The 15,851-nt window shown below is 69.8% G+C and carries 14 protein-coding genes; 7 read left to right on the top strand and 7 right to left on the bottom strand.

What is annotated here, in order from left to right:
- Positions 1 to 3 precede the first annotated feature (3 nt).
- Together ACIPM1_RS29015 and ACIPM1_RS29010 are read right to left on the bottom strand one after the other, a co-directional pair.
- Positions 4 to 435, bottom strand: coding sequence for an SgcJ/EcaC family oxidoreductase (locus ACIPM1_RS29015; RefSeq protein WP_402439557.1), 432 nt, complete (start codon positions 433 to 435; stop codon positions 4 to 6).
- A gap of 80 nt (positions 436 to 515) precedes the next feature.
- Entirely contained in the window at positions 516 to 1,697 is a 1,182-nt protein-coding gene (locus ACIPM1_RS29010; RefSeq protein WP_402439610.1) for an acyl-CoA dehydrogenase family protein, read from the bottom strand.
- A gap of 409 nt (positions 1,698 to 2,106) precedes the next feature.
- Here ACIPM1_RS29010 and ACIPM1_RS29005 point away from each other — a divergent pair, with 409 nt between their 5' ends.
- The 4 genes from ACIPM1_RS29005 to ACIPM1_RS28990 all read left to right on the top strand — a co-directional run bounded on the left by ACIPM1_RS29005 (position 2,107) and on the right by ACIPM1_RS28990 (position 6,587).
- Positions 2,107 to 3,162, top strand: a complete 1,056-nt coding sequence (locus ACIPM1_RS29005; protein ID WP_402439555.1) for an alpha/beta fold hydrolase — start codon at positions 2,107 to 2,109, stop codon at positions 3,160 to 3,162.
- A 377-nt stretch (positions 3,163 to 3,539) separates the two neighbouring features.
- The gene (locus ACIPM1_RS29000) at positions 3,540 to 4,241 is read left to right on the top strand and encodes a DUF2306 domain-containing protein (RefSeq protein WP_402439554.1); all 702 of its coding nucleotides are present in this window, start codon (positions 3,540 to 3,542) and stop codon (positions 4,239 to 4,241) included.
- Positions 4,242 to 4,286: 45 nt separating this feature from the next.
- Positions 4,287 to 5,453, top strand: a complete 1,167-nt coding sequence (locus tag ACIPM1_RS28995) for an epoxide hydrolase family protein (RefSeq protein ID WP_402439552.1) — start codon at positions 4,287 to 4,289, stop codon at positions 5,451 to 5,453.
- A 132-nt stretch (positions 5,454 to 5,585) separates the two neighbouring features.
- The gene (locus ACIPM1_RS28990) at positions 5,586 to 6,587 is read left to right on the top strand and encodes a GNAT family N-acetyltransferase (RefSeq protein ID WP_402439550.1); all 1,002 of its coding nucleotides are present in this window, start codon (positions 5,586 to 5,588) and stop codon (positions 6,585 to 6,587) included.
- Positions 6,588 to 6,816: 229 nt separating this feature from the next.
- Here the strand turns inward: ACIPM1_RS28990 and ACIPM1_RS28985 are convergent, their stop codons facing one another.
- A complete protein-coding gene (locus ACIPM1_RS28985) occupies positions 6,817 to 7,788 on the bottom strand; it encodes a carboxymuconolactone decarboxylase family protein (protein WP_402439548.1) in 972 nt (323 codons plus the stop codon).
- A 310-nt stretch (positions 7,789 to 8,098) separates the two neighbouring features.
- Between ACIPM1_RS28985 and ACIPM1_RS28980 the strand changes: the two genes are divergently transcribed.
- The 3 genes from ACIPM1_RS28980 (at position 8,099) to ACIPM1_RS28970 (ending at position 11,295) form a co-directional block, all read left to right on the top strand.
- Positions 8,099 to 9,250 carry an acyl-CoA dehydrogenase family protein gene (locus tag ACIPM1_RS28980; protein ID WP_402439547.1) on the top strand — a complete coding sequence of 384 codons (1,152 nt, stop codon included), beginning with the start codon at positions 8,099 to 8,101 and terminating at the stop codon, positions 9,248 to 9,250.
- A gap of 299 nt (positions 9,251 to 9,549) precedes the next feature.
- Positions 9,550 to 9,981, top strand: coding sequence for an SgcJ/EcaC family oxidoreductase (locus ACIPM1_RS28975; protein WP_402439545.1), 432 nt, complete (start codon positions 9,550 to 9,552; stop codon positions 9,979 to 9,981).
- Between the two features lie 645 nt (positions 9,982 to 10,626).
- Positions 10,627 to 11,295 carry a Type 1 glutamine amidotransferase-like domain-containing protein gene (locus tag ACIPM1_RS28970; protein ID WP_402439543.1) on the top strand — a complete coding sequence of 223 codons (669 nt, stop codon included), beginning with the start codon at positions 10,627 to 10,629 and terminating at the stop codon, positions 11,293 to 11,295.
- Positions 11,296 to 11,553: 258 nt separating this feature from the next.
- Here ACIPM1_RS28970 and ACIPM1_RS28965 read toward each other — a convergent pair whose 3' ends face one another.
- Genes ACIPM1_RS28965 through ACIPM1_RS28950 form a run of 4 tightly spaced genes read right to left on the bottom strand, consistent with a single transcriptional unit; the run spans position 11,554 to position 15,832 of the window.
- Positions 11,554 to 12,849, bottom strand: a complete 1,296-nt coding sequence (locus ACIPM1_RS28965; protein WP_402439541.1) for an acetyl-CoA carboxylase biotin carboxylase subunit family protein — start codon at positions 12,847 to 12,849, stop codon at positions 11,554 to 11,556.
- Positions 12,830 to 14,293, bottom strand: a complete 1,464-nt coding sequence (locus ACIPM1_RS28960) for an AMP-binding protein (RefSeq protein ID WP_402439539.1) — start codon at positions 14,291 to 14,293, stop codon at positions 12,830 to 12,832. The genes ACIPM1_RS28965 and ACIPM1_RS28960 overlap by 20 nt, the downstream gene beginning before the upstream one ends.
- Positions 14,294 to 14,297: 4 nt before the next feature.
- Positions 14,298 to 14,564 carry an acyl carrier protein gene (locus ACIPM1_RS28955; RefSeq protein ID WP_402439537.1) on the bottom strand — a complete coding sequence of 89 codons (267 nt, stop codon included), beginning with the start codon at positions 14,562 to 14,564 and terminating at the stop codon, positions 14,298 to 14,300.
- Positions 14,564 to 15,832: a condensation domain-containing protein gene (locus tag ACIPM1_RS28950; RefSeq protein WP_402439535.1), complete on the bottom strand. Its 1,269-nt coding sequence runs from the start codon at positions 15,830 to 15,832 to the stop codon at positions 14,564 to 14,566. The genes ACIPM1_RS28955 and ACIPM1_RS28950 overlap by 1 nt, the downstream gene beginning before the upstream one ends.
- Between the last annotated feature and the right edge of the window lie 19 nt (positions 15,833 to 15,851).

Raw genomic sequence — 15,851 nt, 5'->3', positions numbered from 1 at the left:
CGGTCAGGCAGCGTCGCGCGGGCTGTTCTGGTAGGCGGCGAGTGACCACGCGCCCTCGTGCTTGACGGCCACCCAGGAGGCGTTGACCGCCCGTTCGGCGCTGACCTCGCTCTCGCCCGGGGCGAGGACGCCGCCCTCGGTGATGAGGACACCGACCCCCTCGCTCAGGAAGCGGATGCTGACAGGCGTACCGGTGACGCGGGTTCCGCGGTAGGGGCCTTCGAACGCGGCGGCCAGGAAGGACCGGATGGCGTCACGGCCCTTCTCGAAGACACCGGGCAGGATCAGCGTCCCGTCCGGGGTGAACACCGAGGCGAAGGCATCGGCGTCGTGAGCCGCCCAGGCAGCGACGACGCGCTGGGGCAGCTCGGCGACAGCAGCCTTGTCCGCGTCGGTGGGGACGACGGCTGACGGGGAGGAGGTCGATGCAGTCATGAGGATGCGTACTCCTTGGGATGACGGGCCGGCCGAGGACGACGGTCCGGCCGGCCCGGGGGTGAAAGGCCGCGGACTGGTCAGAGGTAGAGGGTGTCGGGCTCCTGACCGCACAGGACCCGGCCGTAGAGCTCGCTGTTGGTGTCCGGGTTCATCAGCGCGTGCAGGTTGACGGCCTGGATGTCCCGTGCAATGCGCTGCATGGGAGCATCGCTGTAGACCGACGAGCCGCCGCTGGCACCTGCGAGGACGGTGACCGCCTCCTTGGCCAGCCGGCAGACCGCGCCCATGTCGGCGCGCGCCCGGGCACGCTCCTCCAGCGTCCACTCCGAGCCCGTTTCGCTCTTGCCGTCCACCAGCGAGGCCAGACGGTGGGCGTGGAACTCCGCCTGGTCCGTCTTGAGGACGGCTTCGGCGACCTGATGGTGCGTCAGAGGTGCCTCGGCCTGCCGGCCGTAGCCGGTGTAGGTGATGCCGCGGTGCGGCATCCGCTCGAAGAAGGCGTCCCTGGCCGCACGTGCCAGCCCGAGCGCAGTGCCGACCGAGGAGGCCGAGGCGACGGGCAGAAGAGGGGCGCGGTAGATCGGGGTGTCCGCGTTCAGCGGGGACGCGTGCTGCCCCTGCAGCACGGCTCCCAGCGGCATCACCCGTTCCTGCGGAACGAACAGGTCCTGGGCGACCGTACTGACGCTGCCGGTGCCGCGCAGGCCGAAGGTGTGCCAGTCGTCGACGATCTGCAGGTCCGAGACCGGAACCAGCGCCATGATCGGCTGCGGCGGCCCGTCGGCCTCCTGGACGACGGCCACGATCTCCTGCCACTGGCTGTGCAGGGCACCGCTGACAAAGCTCCACTTGCCGTTGACCACCACACCGCCGTCAGCCGGGACGGCCAGTGCCGACGGGCTGAGCGTGCCGCAGATGCGGACATCGGGGGTGGAGAACACCTCCTCCTGCACGTGCTCGGGGAACAGGCACGTCATCCAGGTGGGAATCCAGTACACCGAGGCCGTCCACGCCGCCGCCCCGTCCGCCCGGCCCAGCTCGGCCGCGACATCCACCAGGGTGCGAGTGCCGGCCTCGTACCCGCCGTAGCGCGCAGGCACCCGCATCCTGAAGATGCCCGCATCCGCCAGAGCCTCGATCGTCTCCTCATGCAGCCGCCGGTCCTGTTCCGACTGCTCCGCGTGTTTCTTCAGCACCGGCGCCAGATCCTTCGCACGCTGCACCAGCTGCGCGCGGGTCGGGGCCTCGGCAACTCGCATCATGTCCTCCCGGGACGTCACGCCTGAGAAAGGGCTCGCCTCTTCGTCGTCTTCCTGGCTGCCCGACCGTCACATCGACGGCCGCATCCAGGCACCTTCTGGATTGCCGAACTGGAGGCCCGGGAGCCCGTACAGGGGCACTGCGCTGCGCCCGAAGCCCTGCACAGCGGAGCAACCGAGCAACCGACGAGAAATCCCCCAGAACCGTGGGGGCCTGGTGCCGCAGCGCCTGAGCACGTCGGCCGTGGTCGAAGCGCGGCCGTGTGGAAGGGCGCCTTCCCGCGGCCTGGGGCTGCCCGCAGGCCAGCACCGAACGCAGCAACCTGGAGGATGCTCCGCCCCGGTGCGCCTGCCAGGGTCGGGCATCCGAACCGTCAGCCTCCACCGATCATGCGGGAGTTAAAGTCAAATGTCGGAAAGCCGCGCGTTCGCCCCTGTGCACACGGTGGCGGGGCTCCTCGGACGCCATCTGTGGGCAACGGCACTCAGCGTGGTCGCAGCGCTGGCGCTCGTCCTGCTCATCCCGGTTCCCGGGTTCCCGGCCCCGTCCCGCAGCGCCTCCCCCCAAGGGCCGGCTGCTTTCGACCCCTCGTTCACCCACGGAACCGTTCCAGTGGAGGGCGGCACCATCCACTATGTCCGCGGAGGGGACGGCCCGCCCCTCGTTCTTCTCCACGGCTGGGCGGAGACCTGGTGGGAGTGGCGCAAGGTCATGCCCGCACTGGCTGAGGACCGCACCGTGATCGCCGTGGACCTTCCCGGCCTGGGTGACTCCAGTCACCCCTCCGGCGGCTACGACAAGAAGACCACGGCGGCCCGGGTGCGCGAGGCTGTGCACAAGCTGGGATTCGACAAGGTCGAACTCCTCAGCCACGACATCGGCGCTCAGGTCGCATATCGCTATGCACGCGATTTCCCCGGCGAGGTGACCCGCCTCGCCGTGACGGAGACCATGCTCGCTGGTTACGGCGTCGAGGAGTCCTACTCGAAGACCTGGCACTACCGGTTCCTCGCATCGCCGGCCCCCTTCCCCGAGAAGATCGTGGACAACGCCGATGTGAAACCGTTCTTCAACTACTTCTACGACGGTATCGCCTATCACCCCGAAGCCATCGGACGGGAAGAGTACTTCCGGAAGAACGCGGACCCGGCCGACCGCTCGTCCGGCTACGACTACTACCGGGCGATCCCCCAGGACGCGGAGGACAACCGGAGCAACATCAGCGCGGAGCGGCTGTCCATGCCCGTCATGGCGATAGGCGGAGAATACCTTTTCGGAGAACGAGTGGGACAGGAGTTCGCCCGGGTCGCGGACGACGTCCGGACCGTTGTGGCACCGGACGCCGGACACTACGTACCGGAAGAGAACCCGAAGTTCGTGGTCGACTGCGCGCGCCTGTTCTTCAAAATCACCGGACACAAGCCGAGCACGACGAGCTCCCAGCTTGAACACTGCGCCCCGTAGAGGGTGCTCCGGTCTCCGGCCCGGAAAGACATCAGGGCCGGAGACAGGTGCTCTACCGGTCATGCGCTCAACACGCACCGGATCCCCTTCCGTGATTCACCGTGGGGGACCGGCCCGCTGCCGGCGACCGCACCGGATAAAAATCAGGAACAGATCCTCCCGGACGTGGTCGGACACCTTCCAGTTTGCTGCAGAACCGGGAAGTGCTTGCCGCATGGCGAGACGGTCAGAAAAATCAGGCCACGACAGCCGGCCCTATCGCCGGGAACTTCCGCCGCTTTTCCGGAGGTTGTCTCCCTTCCGGCTGGTCCGCGGCATTCTTTCGTCAGGGGCGACCGGTGTCGCCGTACGGACAGTGCAGAGCAGAGAGGTCACCCGTGTCTCAGACCCTGAACACATCCGAACCCGCGGGCCCGGAGTCTCCCGACATCGAATCAGCTCAGCCGAACAGCCGCCGGCGCAACATCTGGACGCTGGTTTTCTCCCTGATAGCACTGTGGTTCATCAACCACTCCCTGCCCGTCTATCTCAGCCTGGACCCCAACCAGGCGCGGATCCCCCACCTGCGGCGGGACATCCCCTGGCACTATCCGCTGCTGGTGGCGCATGTCTTCTCCGGAACCGTGGCCCTGGTGACCGTATGCCTGCAGGTGTGGCCCTGGCTGCGCCGGAATCATCCGGCCGTCCACCGGTGGTCCGGCCGAATCTACGTGTTCGCCGGGGCGCTCCCCTCCGGACTGCTGGCCCTGGCCATCATGCCCTTCTCGGCCGGCCCGGCCGGCAACACGGTGGCCGCGGTCGCCTGGCTGGCCACGACCGTCGCGGGCCTGCGAACGGCCCGTCAGCGCCGATACCGTGAGCACCGGCGCTGGATGGCATACAGCTTCGCGCTGACCATGCAGATCATATGGGGCCGGGTCCTGCTCATCTACGTGCTGCCGCTGTTCGAGTACAACTTCGCCGATCCCGCCAAGCTCAACCTCGCCCTGGAAACAGCAACCTGGATCGGATTCGTGATCAACTTGCTGCTGGCCCAGTGGTGGCTGGAGCGGACGGCCCGGGATACGACGCGGCGGTAAGAGGAAGTACAGGCAGCGCTCCTTTCACAGAACGGACCCCAGCGTATGCGCCCCTTTCGCGTAGAAGTGCCGCAGGAAGACCTCGACGACCTGAAGCGCAGGCTAGCCGAAACCCGCTGGCCCTCCGAGCTCCCGGACACCGGGTGGACCCGGGGAGTTCCCCGTTCCTATCTGCGGGAGCTGGCCGAATACTGGCGTACGGAGTACGACTGGCGAACGGCAGAGAAGCAGCTCAATGCCTTCCCTCAGTACATGACCGTGATCGACGGCGCAGACATCCACTTCCTGCACGTACGGTCCCCGGAACCCGATGCCATGCCACTGATCCTCACACACGGATGGCCGGGTTCCGTCGCGGAGTTCATGGATGTGATCGGCCCGCTGACGGATCCCCGCACTCACGGCGGAGACCCGGGCCAGGCCTTTCACCTGGTCATCCCCTCGCTGCCCGGATTCGGCTTCTCAGGCGCCGTCCGGGAGAGCGGATGGAACGTCCACCGCATCGCCCTGGCCTGGGCAGAACTCATGAACCGCCTGGGCTACGGCCGTTACCTTGCGCAGGGAGGAGACGCGGGCTCACCCATTTCCCTCGAACTTGGACGGGTCGCACCGGACCGCGTGATCGGCGTTCATTTGAACATGCTCATCGCGCCGCCCGCCGGCTCCCCCGAAGAGCTCAACGCCCTGACGGAATCCGATCAGTCCCGGCTTCTCGGCTTCTCCCGCTTCGATGCAGAACTCTCGGGCTACATGAAGATCATGTCCACCCGCCCGCAAACCCTGGCGTATGCCCTGCATGATTCTCCGGTCGGCCAACTCGCCTGGATCGCCGAGAAATTCTACGAATGGACCGACTCTCACAGCGTCCCCGAAGACGCTGTGGACCGTGACCGCCTCCTCACCAACGTCTCCATCTACTGGCTGACGCGCACCGCAGCCTCCTCCGCAGGGTTCTACTACGAAGGTGCAGAGGAACGGCAGACAATGCCAGAACCCGTTCCCGTTCCGGTGGGAGTGGCGGTGTTCCCGCACGACATCTTCCTGCCGGTCCGGCGCTTCGCGGACCGCTTCCTGCCCCACATCTCTCACTGGAGCGAGTTCGACCGCGGCGGTCACTTCGCCGCCATGGAACAGCCCGACCTCCTCGTCCGGGACATCCGCTCCTTCGCCCGTCCGCTCAGGACGTCAGCCGCCACCCTCGAGAGCCGCTGACCACCGGCGCAGGACAGGCTCCCCCAGCGACCTCAGGGGGCCGAGAACCACCTGCCCAGCCCCCGGGCGGCCACCCCGCGAACCGGGCAGGCAGCCCTGCCCGACAGGAATCACCGTGCCAGGGAGACGGCAGTGCGCATCGACGTTCAAGGACAGGCCAGGATCGCACATGCGACCCTGACGGAAGCGCTGGAACGGGACTGGCACGACCCCGCACACGACATCGACATCGTCAGGGTCCGACTGGCCGACCTGGAGCCACGCACGGAACTGGAAGCCGCCGGCTTCCTCGTCAAACCGTCGTGGATCAACTGGATGGCACCCCTCACCGATTCAGCGGCCGCCTTCCAGCAACGCCTGTCGACCAAGGAACGCAAGAGCCACCGCTACGCCGCCCGGACAGCCGAGAAGAGCGGCATCGAACTCCACGTCCTGCCCCGCGTCGGGGACGAGGACGTGCACACCTTCCTCGACCTCTACGACCAACGGATCGCCGCCATGTCCAGCGGCGTGAACTACGCCAGGAGACAAGAACGCCACCTGCTGCGCCACCTGGACACCCTCCTGGGCGTGTTCGCGCACGCCGACGGTGTACTGGTCGGAGGCTGTCTCGGCCGGCTGCGGCCCGACCAGTCCCTCGTCCACCTGCAGTTCTCCGCGGTGACCGACACGGCCCGGCAGAGCATGCTCGCCCGACTCATGTACATGGCGGCGTTCGACGCAGCACGAGAACGCGGCTACACCTGGGCCTCACTCGGCAACGACCCCTCGCTGCTCGGACACACGGCCCAGCCCGGCCTCTTCGGATTCAAGGCTCGCCTGGGCTTCGTGCCGATCCCCACACAGACGTTGCCCCCCAAGGTCACCGGGGACGAGGCGGAACTCGTCGTACGCATGCGGGCACTGGCGCAGCCCTCCCTGTCGATCGCCTATCACGGACACCAGCCCGCCCCGAGCCAGGAGGGACTGCCGGCCTCGCTACCTCTCCGCGCGGTCCTTTATTCGGCCGAGCCGGACCCACCTCGGCCCGTCTGGCTGCCGAGCTCCCCCCTCCCGCTCGAGTACCGCCTCGTCGACGCCCTTCCCCGAACGACAACGGCAGCCGCCGCCGGCCACGACGAGCATGCCCCGTGACCCGCGCTCCGGACATCCCACACGCCCGGCCCGCCCGAGGCCCCGCACTTCGCGAAGAGCCTCCTTCAGGACCGCGCGTGCGGCCCCGGTCCGCCCCCGAACACCGCAACACCCGGGCTCACAGACCCAGGCGGGAACGACACGGGCCCAGGTGCTCCGCCCGGGCTCGCAAAACGGCATCTCGGTCCTCGCGAACCTGATTCTCGTTCGCCGCCGGCTCCCTGCGCCATCACCTCTCGGGAGCGGGCTGACATGCCGTCAGGCGGCCACCGAGGCAGACGGCGGCCGCCAGCGCCGCCCACGAGGTGAGCTCGATCAGGGACTGGTCCGAGGGGTACCGCACCCGCACAGCGGCTACGTCCTCGGCCATCACTTGGTAGGGCGCGAACGCCGTCAGCAGCGCGAGCCGGGCAACAGCCCGATCCGGTACCGGCAGTTCGGACAGCACATCCTCCAGCCACGCGCGGCTCGGCCCCACCGGCAGCCCGTCCCAGACCGCAAGGCGCGCACGTACCAGCCCCCGTACCTGCTCCGGCAGCCACAGGGCCGCACCGTCCACGGCCGCCACGGCCCGGCCGACCGCCTCGGCCACCACCGGATTCGGTTCGGCCCATTCCAGACCGGCGGGCAGCGGCGCCGCCGGCAGCAGCCTCAGGGAGCGACCAGGGACCACAGGCCCCCGATCGCGGGGGCGCATGGCCCGCGCCACCGTCCGCATGATCGGCCCCCGCAGGAAGGAGGGGGTGCGCCGGGGCATCGGCGAGTCCGCAAGATAGATACTCACCATGCGGTTGAGGTAATGGAACGTGACGGCCACACCGAGCAGCTCCGGAGCCTCCTGCGCGGAGAACGGCGCCACAGCGGCATGCGGCCCCTGACCGCTGCCCCCGGCACTCTGCGCCCAGGCGGCCAGCGCAGCATCGTCAGGGGGCGACTGCAGCACGGCGTGGGCCGCCTGGTGGACGTCGACGCAGTAGGGACAGGCGTTGGCCCGTGACACACCGGCAGCGACCGATTCGCGTGCCGCCCGGCGGGTGATCCCGTCGGCCAGCAGGGTCTCCCTCAGCAGCAGCCACGCCGCGGCGAGCGCAGCGGGAGCGGGGGAGTGCAGAGCCAGCGGAGGCGCCAGCACACCGAAGTCCCGTTGGGCCTGGGCGTACACCTCGGCGACCGCCCCGCGCGCCTGTGCAGGCGGCACCACCTGCACATACCTCACCTGCTTGCGCGCACGGCGGAGCACTGTCCGCACAGCCATCCTCATCGCTCAGCCTCCCAGGCAGCGGCCGCCCGCCCGTCGTGGGGCGATCCCGGCTGCATCGCAGCCTGCCAACCACCCCCTTCCCGGGTCATCTTCCGCCGTGCCTCCCCCCTCCCGCCCGGCCGAAGAGGCACGGCGGAAGATGCGCACCGCCCACACCGGTTGAACGCTGGATGGCCGCCACCCCCCTCGCACAGAACCACTTGCAGCTCCGGAGCACGGAGACATGGAGATCCCCATCCGAGGAGGTGCCGTGTCAACTGATCGGTCCGCAGGACACAGGCGAGCGGGACTGACCGCGACACTGCGCAGCACCCTGCGCGAAGCGGCGGAGGAGTCCGCGCTCACCGGACGACCGAACACAGCGGCCCTTTCCGGCCTGCGGGAATCCGGGCTGCTGGCCACGGCCGTCCCAAAGGAATACGGCGGCCTGGGAGGCAGCGCACCCGAGGTGAACCGGGTCGTCGAGCAACTCGCCGTGGTCAACCCGTCCATCGCGATCATCGCCTATCAGCACTGCTCCGTTGCCCTGCGGATCGCCGTCTGGGGCACACCGGCCCAGAAGGCCGGCCTGCTGCCCCGCCTCGCGGACGGCAGCTGGCTCGCCGCCTCAGCATGGAGCGAAGGCGCCTCGAGACCCGGCATCCGCCACGCGGACAGCACCGCCGTCCAGGGCGGCGACGGCCACTGGACGCTGCAGGGCGTGAAAGCCTTCACCACGGCCGCCTGCCTGGCCGACCTGTACCTGGTGCTCGTGCACACCCCACCTCCCACGACTGCGGCCGGGACCGGCCCGCGCGAACCGCGGACCTTCTTCCTCCTGCCCAGCAGCACACCGGGGCTCTACCCGGAGCTGAGTCTGGACCTCGCCGGCATGCGAGGCTCCGCCACCGGCGTCGTCTCGCTGCGCCGCTGCTCCGCGCCGGACGCCTGCCGCCTCGGTCCCCCCGGCGACGCACAGGCGATCATCGCAGAGGGCCGCGCAACCGGGGCGACACTGGGCGCGGTGGCCGTCGGCATCGCGCAGGCCGCGATGGACTATGCCGTACAACACGCCACCCACAGCGGCCTCTTGGCACGCCAACTCGTACGGCACCGGCTGACCGACCTGGCCACCCGGCTGGAGGCCGCCCGAGGAATCGTAGAACGGGCCGGGGCCTGCACCGCGCCACGCCCAGAACTGACGACACTGCACAGCAAACTCTTCGCGTCCACCACAGCAGAGGAGTTGTGCCTCGAGGCGGCCCGTCTGCTGGGCTCGTCGGGCTACCAGTCCGGAGCCGTTCTCCCCCGACTGCTGGCAGACGCCCGCGGAGTGTCCCTGATGGGGCCGTCCAACGAGCTGTGCCGGCAACTGCTCGCCCTGTCCTGGCTGAACAAGGACGGCCCGAAGCCCCCCGCGTGACCCCTCCGGTCGACAGCATTCCGGCCCGCCGGCGCAGCACACCTCTCTCACCAGGCAACGCGCCCCGAAAACGGGGCCGGCCGCGCCTCCTGCCGTTCTCCCGCTCGCCCACGTCGGCCAGGCGGCTTCTTCCGGCGTGCGCAGGCGCCCTGAAGTCGGCCCCGAATCCACAACCCGGAAGGTGCGGCAGCCGTAGGCACGGTGCGACGGTGGGGCACCGTATGAGCGGCTCCGGCCGGGGAGCGCCGCCCGCAGGCACCGCGCCCCGGCCACATCAGCCCGCCCCCGAGGGAGCAGACATGAACCCGCACACCGCCAGTCGCAGCGACCAGATCCCCGACGCGGACAAGGCCGCCGTTGCGGCCCTGCCCCAGCGCATCGTCGACGCCTGGGCGGCCTACGACTCCGACGCCTTCGCCGAGGTGTTCACCGCCGACGGCACACTTGTCCTGCCGGGCGTGTTCGAGAAAGGCCGCGCCGCCATCCGCGCCTTCGCCAAGACCGCGTTCAGCGGCCCCTATCAGGGCACCCGTGTCACAGGAACCCCGATCGACCTCCGCTTCCTGAACTCCGAGGCGGCCATCCTCCTCACCCGCGGAGGCATCCTGGCCCCCGGGGAGACAGAGCCCGCGGCCGAGCGGGCGGTGCACGCCTCTTGGACCGCCGTGAAACTGGACGGCGAATGGCGGCTGGCCGCCTACCAGAATAGCCCGCGTCACGCGACCGCCTGAGGGGCCGCCAGCCACATTCTGCGCCGGCACACGCTTCGTATCGCCGACACGCACGGCAGATCCACAGACCGAACGGTGCGCGCCGATCAGGGCACAGGCGATGCGGAGAGCCGCACGCCGCAACAGGCCCCCCTCCTCTGATCGCGATCACCAGTGCCCTTGCAGGCTTCCTGCTGACGGTGGTGTGGTCGGCCGAAGTCCGTCGACCAGATCATCGGCCGCACCATCGCATCCGGCCTGATGGGGTACGACCCGCAGGGTGCCCCCATCTTCGGGGTGCTCCGCGGGCATCGGCTATGCGCCGGCCACTGGTGTCGCCGGCAGCCTCACCGCCTGCAGCTGGTCTTCGCGGTGACAGGCAACCGGCTGCACCGGTGGATCGCATCCAGGCCAAGCCGGTGGTCCGCCGTCGCGGCGGCGGCGTTCCTCGGGGCCGGCGTGCTCCTGCTTCTGTACTGGGACGTACGCACCCTTGCCCGCTTCGATCTCACCTGGTACCCGATGGCGCCCTGGGCCTGAGGCCGACCAGCGGCCACGCACCGCCCCCACCCGAGCCGACCGCCTGCTCCTGATGCGACCAAGCCGTCAGGACACCGGCCGCCAGGAGCCGTTGTGCCTGCCTGCCGGGCATGGTTGGATCTGCTGATGAAGCTTCTGCTGACGTCGGGCGGCCTGCGCAACGAGACCTTGCGGGACGCGCTGCGGGACATGCTGGGAAAGCCGTTCGGAGCGGCGAACATCGTGTACCTGCCCACCGCGGCCGTCGCCGAGCCCGGAGACCACGGGTGGTTCGTCGCCAACATGAACCAGCTGCACGCCCTGGGCTGGCGGGAGTTCGACATCCTGGAGCTGAACGGCCTGCCGCGGCAGACGGTGCTCGACCGGCTGCTCCACGCCGACGTCGTCTACGCCGAGGGGGGCAACCACTACCACCTCGCGCGCAGCATCACCGGCAAAGGCCTGGCCGCCGGCATCCTGGAAGCGCTTCAGAGCCGTGTCTACGTGGGAGTCAGCGCCGGGTCCATGATCTTCAGCCGGAATCTCACCGAGCACTCAGCCGACGTCATCGGGGATACCGCAGACCTGCATCGGCTCGGCGCGGTGACCGTTCGGCCGCCCTTCGGTCTTTTCGACTGGTATCTGAAGCCGCACCTATATTCGCCAGGTTTCCCGGAGCGGGACGACGCCTGGGCCGATCGCATCGTCTCCCGGGCGGACTTCCCGGTCTACTTCATCGACGACGAGACGGCTGTCCGCGTCAGCGACGACAAGGTGGACGTCGTCTCCGAAGGCCGGTGGCGGTTCCACCCGTGACACCACACGCCAGGCGGCACCTCACCAGCTCTCCCTGAAGGCGGCACCACAACCGCAGCGGCCACACACCGCGGTGACCGGGACATCCGAGGCCACCGCCCACCTCCCAACACCGCGGACTCCTCCGGCACGCCCTCCCCAGCAGGGCCGCCACGACCACGGCACACCGGCCCCCAAGGCGCGCGAGCCCCCGCCGCCCCAGATCGGGACATCACCGACCCCGGCACCCCACCGGTGATCGATCCCGGGCTGCGGACGTCAGGCCACCACGGCCTCCGCGTCGGTCTCAATGGCGAACGTGCGGGCTGCCCGCAGACAGGTCTGGACGAGCTCTGCGGCGGTGTCCGCACCGAGCACCAGGTCGAAATACCACTCGGACGGGCTCGACAGCCGGGCCCGGTCACCGATCTGCCGGTGCCGGTGCCACGTGATTGTCCCGGGGAAGGCCCGGAGCTCGGCGTCGGACGGCGCGCCGGTGATGATCCCGGGCGCGGTCGGCCGAATGTGGATCGCCCCGACGTGCGGCCACGCCCGGTGCAGCGGCGCAGCGTCCTCGCCCAGCACGGTGTCGGCGAGCAGGGACCAGGTGGAACGACCGTGATAGGCGCCGATCATGTGCTGCATCCAGCCGCCGCCGGCACGCGAGGCGATCTCGGAGAAGACCAGGTCCCGGTCCGGCCGCTCGAACACCTCAAGATGCGTCGGCCCGTCGTGGATACCGAGCGCCGCATTGACCCGCGCGTGCATCTCCCGCAGCCGCGCGTACAGGTCCGGATGCTCCTCAGGCGCCACGATCACCGATCCGTCGAGCGCGCCCTCCAGGACCGTCATCCGCCGTCGCAGATAGCGCTGCACCACGAAGGTCAGCGCCTTCCCACCGGACCAGACGGCGTCGACGCACAGATCCTCGCCCGGCACGAACTCCTCGACGATCAGCTGGCGGGACCGCTGCGCCGGGTCGAACGTCAGCCCGCTCGCCGCCGCACCCAGCTCTGCGGCGTCCACCTTCACGGTGGAGCTGGCGCCGAAACCCGCCGCCGGTTTGACGATCAGCGGCGAGGTCAGTTCGCCCGCGACCGAGGCCACGGCGGCCTCGTCCCCGGCGTCCGCCAGCGACCGGAACTGCGTTACGGGCACGCCGGCCTCCCGGACCAGCTGCTTCATCAGCCGCTTGTCCCGGTGCGCGACATGATGCCTCGGGTCGGCCGGAGCGTCGTGGAGCAGCAGGCGCAGGTAGCCGGCGCCGAACTGGCTCAGCTCGTTCTGGTTGCATACCCGGACGACCGGCGGACAGGTCAGCCGCAGGTCGACGGCGACGGCGGACAGTTCGGCCAGCGAGTCGAAGCTGCCGACGGTGTAGACCTTCCGACACCGCGCGAGCAGCTGCTGGTCCGGCGACTCGTACACGATGTCGGCACGTTCCAGGACCACGCAGACATCGACATGCCGGGTGGTGCGTGCGGGGTGGTCCAGCAATGCGGCAAGCAGCTCCGGCTGGTACCTGCACACGACGACGGTGCAGGGGCCGGTGTGGTCAGGACGCCTGACGGTCATCGGCCGTCTCCTCCAGGTGCAGCAGTTCCTTGATCCCTCGACGGTCGGCTTTGCCCCCGGGGAGCAGCGGCAGGGCCGGCAGCGCCAGCACGCGGTCCGGCATGTCCGGGCCGAGGGCGTTGCGCAGCGGCCGGCGCAGTGCGGCGGCGGCGGCCGGATCCGGTCCCTCGACGACCAGGACGACGTCGCCGCTCGTCGTCAGCTGGACGCAGCACGCCGACCGGACCCCGGGCAGGCCGGCCGCGGCCGCCTCGATGGAGGCGATGTCCACGAACACGCCCCTGCGTTTGACGAGCGAGTCCAACCGACCGACGATCACCAGGTTTGCCGTGCCGTCCAGCAGGCCGCGGTCCTGGGTGCGGAAACGAGTCACGCCGCCGGTGCAACGCAGCCGGTTCCGGTCGTCGGCGGAGCAGGTGTCCGGCAGATACCCCAGCGAGCCGTCCGGTGTGGTGATGACAACCTGCTGAGCGTCCGTCGGTGTTCCCGCCGCCCCGACGGGTTCGAGGCCGAGCACGGCGCCGGGCAGCGGGCGGCCGACCGGCTGCAGGCCGGGATCGCAGTCGGCGGGGACGTTGTAGTGGAACTTGGCGAGCGTGGTCTCCGACGGTCCGTAGAGGTTGACGACCGTCGTGGACGGTGCGGCAGACCGCCACCGCTGCACATGCCGCCCGTACAGCGGTTCACCGGCGAACAGTGTGCAGCGCAGCGAATCGACGGTGGTCGACGGGCCGGCGGCGAGCCAACGCGCGCTCAGGCTCGGCACCGCGTGCAGTACCTCGACGGCGCTGCCGGCGAGCCAGGGAAGCACCGCGGCCGGGGTGGCGCGGACGGTCGGTGCGGCGATGTGCAGTTCGCCGCCGCAGCACAGCGGAAGCAGCAGGTCGCGGTAGACCACGTCGAACGACGGGGAGGTCAGCATCGCCACCCGGCTGCCGGGCCCCAGCCCCAGCGTGTTGATCTCCCAGTCGATGAAGGCCAGCAGCCCGGCGGCCCGGCCGATGATGCCCTTCGGGGTTCCCTGGCTGCCGGAGGAGAACACCACGTAGCCGGCGCCGGCCGGCAGGATGCGCCGGTCGGGCCCTGCGATCGGCTCGGCCTCGTCGCTCTCCGGCCGCAGCACGGCCGACGGCCGGGCCGCCGCCAGGACCGCGTCGACCCGAGCCGCCGGCTGCTGTACGTCGACGAGCAGGGGCACCAGCCCGGCGGCCCGGGCGCCGAGGAAGGCCGCAGGCCAGCTCGCCCCGCTGCCGGCGAGGACCGCGATCAGCGCCCCGGGCGGCAGCATGAGCGCTGCGCACCGCTCCTGCCACCGACGCACCTGACACCACAGCTCCTGATAGGTGAACCGCTCGGTCGCGGTGACCACCGCGGTGTGTTCGGGGTACTGCGCGGCGGTGCGCTCGACCCGGTCCACGACCGGGCACTCTGCGGTCCTGTCCACGGCGTTACCGGCCGCCGGCGTCGTTGATGCGCTGGACCAGGAGGGCGGCCAGTTCGGCGAGTGAGGTGGTGTCGAAGATGTCCACGATCGTGCAGTCGACGCCGAGTTCCTCCTCGAGGAGGCTGGCCATCTCCACTGCGGCGATCGAGTCGAAACCGGCGGAGACCGGGTCGAGGGTCTCGTCGACGTCCTCGTGGTGGACGCGCCGGGCGGCGGCGAGTACCGCGGTGAGTACCTGCTGGCTGAGGTCGTTGCCCGTGGCGGTTTCCACTAGTTGTCCTTCCAGGTCTGATCAGGGGTGTGGGTGATGCGCAGGACCAGGTCGCGGAAGTCGGTGATCCAGCGATCGGCGGTTCCGGCCTCGAGTCGATCGGGGGAGTACTCGAGTTGACTGCGCAGCCCGCCGGACGGAAGCTCCCACATACCCCAGACGCACCAGCCGCCCCGTTCGAGTGGCATTTCCTGCCGGAAGGCGACCCGATCGACTCCGTCGGCGAACTGGATTTCCTCATTCGCCGGCTTGTGAGCGGAGTAATTGAAGAAGGTCGGGATGTTCTTCGCCTTCCCGAACGGCTCCATGAAATCGGGCACTTCTTGTCCCAGGATGCAACTCGGCAGCGCGTGACGGTATGCCTCCAGGCACGTGCTCCGCGCGCGGAGCAGGACGTCCCGGAAGGTCCTGCAACCGCCGAGGTCGATCCGCAGCGGCAGCGTGTCGACGAAGATGCCGACCGTGTCCTGGAACGCCGGATTGTCGCGGGGGGCCCTGAGGGTCATCAGCGTCACGTCGGTCTCGCCGGAGATCCGGGCGGCCAGCATCGCGCCGGCCGCGGCCAGAACGTGCCAGGTGGAGCAGCGCTCCCCGCGTGCGCGTGCGCGGACCTCGCTCATCTCCTGCGGACCGAAGTCGAAGGTGGCGCTGCCGTACGGGGCGCCGCTGGCGCCGGCGACGCCGTCGGGGTGGTCGGCCGGCGGCGCGAAGACCTGGGAACCGGCGAGCCGGCCGGCCCAGTACTCCCGGTCCGTCCCGGCCTTCGCACCGCTCAGCCGCTCCTGCTGCCACAGGGCGTACTCGCCGTACTGGCGCACCGGCGGCAGCTCGGGCGCCGTCCCGGCCGTCCGGGCCCGGTAGAAGGCGGCCAGGTCGCGCCGGAGCAGATGCGTGGACCACGCGTCACCGGCGAGGTGGTGGTTCAGGATGGTCAGCACCGCGTCGCGGTCGTCGAACCGGTACAGCGCTGCCCGCACCAGCGGCGTCTCGAACCTCGACATGGTCTCCGCGTAGAGCGTGGTGAGCAGTTCCTCGGCGACCTCGTCGCGCGACTTGCCCGGTCCCGCGCCCAGTTGGTGCTCGGTGAACGGCACCGGGGCCGGTTGCTGCACCGTCTGGTACCCGGCGTCGCCGTCCCCGCAGCCGCACGTCATCACGGTCCGCAGCGATTCGTGCCGGGCCACCAGGTCATCCAGCGCGCCCTGCAGAGCTGCGGAGTCCACGCTGCCCCTGATCCGCAAGGCCATGGGCATGACGAACCTCGCCATGTCCTTTCCGCCCGGTTCG

The sequence above is a fragment of the Streptomyces sp. NPDC086766 genome (assembly GCF_044746005.1).
In the GTDB taxonomy this organism is placed as follows: domain Bacteria; phylum Actinomycetota; class Actinomycetes; order Streptomycetales; family Streptomycetaceae; genus Streptomyces.
Note: the sequence above shows the minus strand (reverse complement) of the source record. Positions and strands in the feature narration are given on the sequence as shown.

What these genes read in the sequence shown, in the direction of transcription:
- ACIPM1_RS28965 (WP_402439541.1), bottom strand. Translation starts at nt 12,849, where the DNA reads ATGACCGTCAGGCGTCCTGACCACACCGGCCCCTGCACCGTCGTCGTG.
- ACIPM1_RS28970 (WP_402439543.1), top strand. Translation starts at nt 10,627, where the DNA reads ATGAAGCTTCTGCTGACGTCGGGCGGCCTGCGCAACGAGACCTTGCGG.
- ACIPM1_RS29015 (WP_402439557.1), bottom strand. Translation starts at nt 435, where the DNA reads ATGACTGCATCGACCTCCTCCCCGTCAGCCGTCGTCCCCACCGACGCG.
- ACIPM1_RS28975 (WP_402439545.1), top strand. Translation starts at nt 9,550, where the DNA reads ATGAACCCGCACACCGCCAGTCGCAGCGACCAGATCCCCGACGCGGAC.
- ACIPM1_RS29005 (WP_402439555.1), top strand. Translation starts at nt 2,107, where the DNA reads ATGTCGGAAAGCCGCGCGTTCGCCCCTGTGCACACGGTGGCGGGGCTC.
- ACIPM1_RS28995 (WP_402439552.1), top strand. Translation starts at nt 4,287, where the DNA reads ATGCGCCCCTTTCGCGTAGAAGTGCCGCAGGAAGACCTCGACGACCTG.
- ACIPM1_RS28950 (WP_402439535.1), bottom strand. Translation starts at nt 15,832, where the DNA reads ATGGCGAGGTTCGTCATGCCCATGGCCTTGCGGATCAGGGGCAGCGTG.
- ACIPM1_RS29010 (WP_402439610.1), bottom strand. Translation starts at nt 1,697, where the DNA reads ATGCGAGTTGCCGAGGCCCCGACCCGCGCGCAGCTGGTGCAGCGTGCG.